Annotated in this window: 5 protein-coding genes; 4 read left to right on the forward strand and 1 reads right to left on the reverse strand. The window is 69.8% G+C overall.

The window, feature by feature from the left end; all coding sequences use genetic code 11:
- Positions 1-395 (forward strand): FAD-dependent monooxygenase (locus AC529_RS17065; RefSeq protein WP_198156468.1); only part of this gene is annotated, 395 nt, incomplete at its 5' end.
- A 9-nt stretch (positions 396-404) separates the two neighbouring features.
- Here AC529_RS17065 and AC529_RS17070 read toward each other — a convergent pair.
- Positions 405-1358, reverse strand: a complete 954-nt coding sequence (locus AC529_RS17070) for a LysR family transcriptional regulator (RefSeq protein WP_068758374.1) — start codon at positions 1356-1358, stop codon at positions 405-407.
- Positions 1359-1437: 79 nt separating this feature from the next.
- Here AC529_RS17070 and AC529_RS17075 point away from each other — a divergent pair, with 79 nt between their 5' ends.
- The 3 genes from AC529_RS17075 to AC529_RS17085 all read left to right on the forward strand — a co-directional run.
- Positions 1438-2154 carry a succinate dehydrogenase cytochrome b subunit gene (locus AC529_RS17075; RefSeq protein ID WP_068758375.1) on the forward strand — a complete coding sequence of 239 codons (717 nt, stop codon included), beginning with the start codon at positions 1438-1440 and terminating at the stop codon, positions 2152-2154.
- Positions 2155-4095: a fumarate reductase/succinate dehydrogenase flavoprotein subunit gene (locus tag AC529_RS17080; protein ID WP_068758376.1), complete on the forward strand. Its 1941-nt coding sequence runs from the start codon at positions 2155-2157 to the stop codon at positions 4093-4095.
- Positions 4092-4693: succinate dehydrogenase/fumarate reductase iron-sulfur subunit (locus AC529_RS17085; RefSeq protein WP_068758377.1), on the forward strand; the 602-nt coding region annotated here is incomplete at its 3' end. The genes AC529_RS17080 and AC529_RS17085, both read left to right, overlap by 4 nt.

Genomic DNA, 4693 nt, shown 5'->3' on the forward strand with positions numbered 1-4693 from the left:
ACGCCCTGGTCGCCGACGACCCGCTGCCCGCCTACCACGTGGGGCGGGTCGCCCTGGTCGGCGACGCCGCGCACGCCCTGCCGCCCAACCTGGACCAGGGCGTCTGCCTGGCGGTGGAGGACGCCGCGGTGCTGGCCCACCGCGCCAGCGCCTCTGCCGCCTACCTGCCGGTGGCGCTGGCCTCCTACACCGACGACCGCCTGGGGCGCACCCGCTACGTGGTGCAGCGTGTCGCGCAGTTCGCCGAGCTCGCCCAGGCGTCCTCGCCCGTCCTGGCCCGCGGCCGCGACGCCGGGATCAGGATGGTGGCGGCCCTGGCCCCGCACCGGGCGGTCCACCGCTTCCTGGAGTCGATCCTCCAGTGGCGGCCACCCCGGCAGGGCGCCCTGCTGTGAGGGCAGGGCTCACTCCGGGGCCAGTTCCTCCGGCGGGGCGATGACCTCCAGGTCGTCGCCCAGGTCGTCGCGGGTGAGGGTGCCCAGGTAGGACACGAGGACCCGCCAGAACGCCAGCGCGGTGCGCGAGGGCGCCACGTCCTTGCGGTGCGCCAGCGCGATGGTGCGCAGCAGGCGCGGCTTGGCCAGCGGTGTGCCGCGCAGCCCGGGCCGGTTGCGCAGCACCATGCCGGGGACCACCGCCAGGCCCAGGCCCGCCTCGACGAACCGCAGCACCGCGTCCATCTCCCCGCCCTCGACCGCCAGGCGGGGCTCGAAGCCGGCGGCGCGGCAGGCGTTCAGCGTCGCGTCGCGCACGTCGTAGCCGCGCCGGAACATCACCAGCGGCACGTCGCGCAGGTCGGTGATGCGCATCGAGGCGCGGGGGGTGGGGGAGGGGCGGGAGCGCGGGCTGGCCACGACCAGGCTCTCCCGCAGGATCGGCACGGTCACGAACTCGGGGTCGCTGCTGTGCAGGGGGAGGATGATCAGGGCCAGGTCGAGTTCGCCCCGGCCCAGGGCGCGGATGAGGTCGCGGGAGCCGCCCTCCTCGACGTGCAGCTCGATGCCCGGGTAGCGTTCGTGGAAGAGAGCCAGCGCGTCGGCGAGCAGCCCGGCGCACAGCGACGGGGTGGCGCCCAGGCGCACCCGGCCGCGGCGCATCCCGGTGAGCTCCTGGACCTCGCGGCGGGCGGTCTCCAGGTCGGCGAGCATCCGGCGGGCGAGGGGAAGCAGTGCCTCGCCGGCCGGGGTGAGTGTGATATTTCCCCTGGCCCGGACGAACAGCGGCGCGCCGAGCTCCTTCTCCAGCGCCTTGATCTGCTTGCTCAGGCTGGGCTGGGCGACCCGGGAGACCTCGGCGGCCCGGGTGAAATGCCGCGTCTCCGCGACGGCGACGAAGTAGGCGAGTTGCTGGAACTGCACGGTTCATAGCCTCCGGCTATGGTCACAAGCATTCCCATGACTTAGACGAACCTGTTAAGGAAGATCTAAAGTTCACAGTGTGGCGAACAGTACCCTGACGAAGCAGCGATCGACGGCACTCAGGTCGACGGTGGCGGCCAAGGCCGCGATGGCGGTCACCGGCGCGATCCTCGTGCTGTTCCTGATCGCGCACATGTACGGCAACCTCATGATCTTCGGAGGTCAGGAGACCTTCGACAACTACTCGCACCACCTGCGGGTGCTCGGCGAGCCGATGCTCCCCAGGAACGGATTCCTGTGGATCATGCGCGTCGTCCTGCTGGCGAGCGTCATCATCCACATGTACTCGGCCTTCACGCTGTGGAGCAGGGCCCGCCGGGCGACCGGGGGCAAGGGATCGCGGCGCTACCACAGCAGCAAGAACCGTCGCGGGGTGCAGCGCACCTACGCCTCCTTCACCCTGCGGTGGGGCGGCGTGGTCATCGCGCTGTTCGTGACCTACCACCTCCTCCACCTCACGGCGAACATCATCGCGCCGGGCGGGGCCTCCGACAGCCCCTACGAGCGCGTCGTCAACGGGTTCCAGATCTGGTGGGTGGTCCTGATCTACCTGATCTCCATGCTGGCGGTCGGGTTCCACCTGCGGCACGGACTGTGGAGTGCGGTGCAGACCCTGGGCCGCAACAAGGCGCAGCGGCAGCGCGCGATCAACGTCGTCGCGACGGCCGTCGCCGTGGTCATCACGGTCGGTTTCCTCATTCCCCCGTTCTCCGTTCTCTTTGGGCTGGTGGGCTAGATGACCGAGCTTTACACCGAGGGCGCTCCGATCCGCGACGAGAAGGCCCCCGACGGGCCGATCGCGGAGCGCTGGGACAAGCGCCGCTTCTCCGCGCGCCTGGTCAACCCGGCGAACCGGCGCAAGCTCTCGATCATCATCGTGGGCACCGGCCTGGCCGGCGCCTCCGCGGCCGCCACGCTGGGCGAGGCCGGCTACAACATCAAGTCGTTCTGCTACCAGGACAGCCCGCGGCGCGCACACAGCATCGCCGCGCAGGGCGGTATCAACGCGGCCAAGAACTACCGCAACGACGGCGACAGCATCTACCGGCTGTTCTACGACACCGTCAAGGGCGGCGACTACCGCGCCCGCGAGTCCAACGTCTACCGGCTGGCGCAGGTCAGCGTCGAGATCATCGACCAGTGCGTGGCCCAGGGCGTGCCTTTCGCCCGCGAGTACGGCGGTCTGCTCGACAACCGCTCCTTCGGCGGCGTGCAGGTCTCCCGCACCTTCTACGCCCGCGGCCAGACGGGCCAGCAGCTCCTCATCGGCGCCTACCAGGCGCTGGAGCGGCAGGTCGCGGCGGGCACCGTGGAGATGTACACCCGCCACGAGATGCTGGAGCTCATCGTCGCCGACGGCCGGGCGCGCGGCATCGTGGTGCGCGACATGGTCACCGGCGAGATCGAGACCCACTTCGCCGACGCGGTCGTGCTCGCCACCGGCGGCTACGGCAACGTGTTCTTCCTGTCCACCAACGCGATGGGCAGCAACGTCACGGCGACCTGGCGCGCGCACCGCAAGGGCGCGCTCTTCGCCAACCCCTGCTACACGCAGATCCACCCCACCTGCATCCCGGTCAGCGGCTCCTACCAGTCCAAGCTGACCCTGATGAGCGAGTCGCTGCGCAACGACGGCCGCATCTGGGTGCCCAAGCAGCGGGGCGACAAGCGCGACCCGCGGGACATCCCCGAGGAGGAGCGCGACTACTACCTGGAGCGCATGTACCCGTCGTTCGGCAACCTGGTGCCGCGCGACATCGCCTCGCGCGCCGCCAAGCGGGTCTGCGACGAGGGCCGCGGTGTCGGCCCCGGCGGACTGGGCGTCTACCTGGACTTCGCCGACGCGATCAAGCGGCTGGGCCGCCCCGCGGTGGAGGCCAAGTACGGCAACCTGTTCGACATGTACCAGCGCATCACCGGCGAGAACCCCTACGAGGTTCCGATGCGCATCTACCCGGCGGTCCACTACACCATGGGCGGCCTGTGGGTCGACTACGACCTGCAGAGCACCATCCCGGGCCTGTTCGTGGCCGGTGAGGCCAACTTCTCCGACCACGGCGCCAACCGCCTGGGCGCCAGCGCGCTCATGCAGGGCCTGGCCGACGGGTACTTCGTGCTGCCCAACACCATCAACGACTACCTCGCCGACGGCCCGTTCGAGAAGATCGACGAGAACCACCCGGCGGCCAAGGAGGCGGTCGAGTCGGTGCGCACCCGGGTCCAGAAGCTGCTGTCCATCAACGGCAGCCGCACCGTGGACTCGTTCCACCGCGAACTGGGCCAGATCATGTGGGACTACTGCGGCATGGAGCGCACCGAGGAGGGCCTCAACAAGGCCATCGCGCTCATCCGCGAGCTGCGGGACGAGTTCTGGCGCGACGTCAAGGTCACCGGCGTCAACGAGGAGCTCAACCAGACCCTGGAGCGTGCCAACAGGGTCGCCGACTTCCTCGAACTGGCCGAGCTCATGTGCATCGACGCGCTGCACCGCCGCGAGTCCTGCGGCGGCCACTTCCGCGCCGAGAGCCAGACCGAGGACGGCGAGGCGCTGCGTCATGACGACGAGTTCGCCTATGTCGCGGCATGGGAGTTCACCGGTGTCGGCAAGCCTCCCGTGCTGCACAAGGAAAAGCTGGAGTACGAGTACGTCGAGATGAAGCAGCGGAGCTACAAGTGAACATCACCCTGCGCGTTTGGCGTCAGAAGAGCAGGGACGACGAGGGCCGGATGGTCACCTACCAGGTCGAGGACGTCAACGAGGACATGTCCTTCCTGGAGATGCTCGACGTCCTCAACGAGAAGCTCACGCTCCAGGGCGAGGAGCCGATCGCGTTCGACCACGACTGCCGCGAGGGCATCTGCGGCGCCTGCGGTGTGGTGATCAACGGCGTCGCCCACGGCCCCGAGGTCACCACCACCTGCCAGTTGCACATGCGCAGCTTCTCCGACGGCGACGTCATCGACGTCGAGCCGTGGCGGGCCAAGGCGTTCCCGGTCATCAAGGACCTGGTGGTCGACCGCAGCGCCTTCGACCGCATCATCCAGGCGGGCGGCTACATCAGCGCGCCCACCGGCACCGCCCCGGACGCGCACGCCACGCCGGTCCCCAAGGCCGACGCGGACCGCGCGTTCGACGCCGCCACCTGCATCGGCTGCGGCGCGTGCGTGGCGGCCTGCCCGAACGCCTCGGCGATGCTGTTCACCGCGGCCAAGGTCACCCACCTGGGCATGCTCCCGCAGGGCCAGCCCGAGCGGGCCTCCCGCGCGGTGAAGAT

The sequence above is a fragment of the Thermobifida cellulosilytica TB100 genome (assembly GCF_001517975.1).
Classification (GTDB): Bacteria; Actinomycetota; Actinomycetes; order Streptosporangiales; family Streptosporangiaceae; genus Thermobifida; species Thermobifida cellulosilytica.

What these genes read in the sequence shown, in the direction of transcription:
- AC529_RS17080 (WP_068758376.1), top strand. Translation starts at nt 2,155, where the DNA reads ATGACCGAGCTTTACACCGAGGGCGCTCCGATCCGCGACGAGAAGGCC.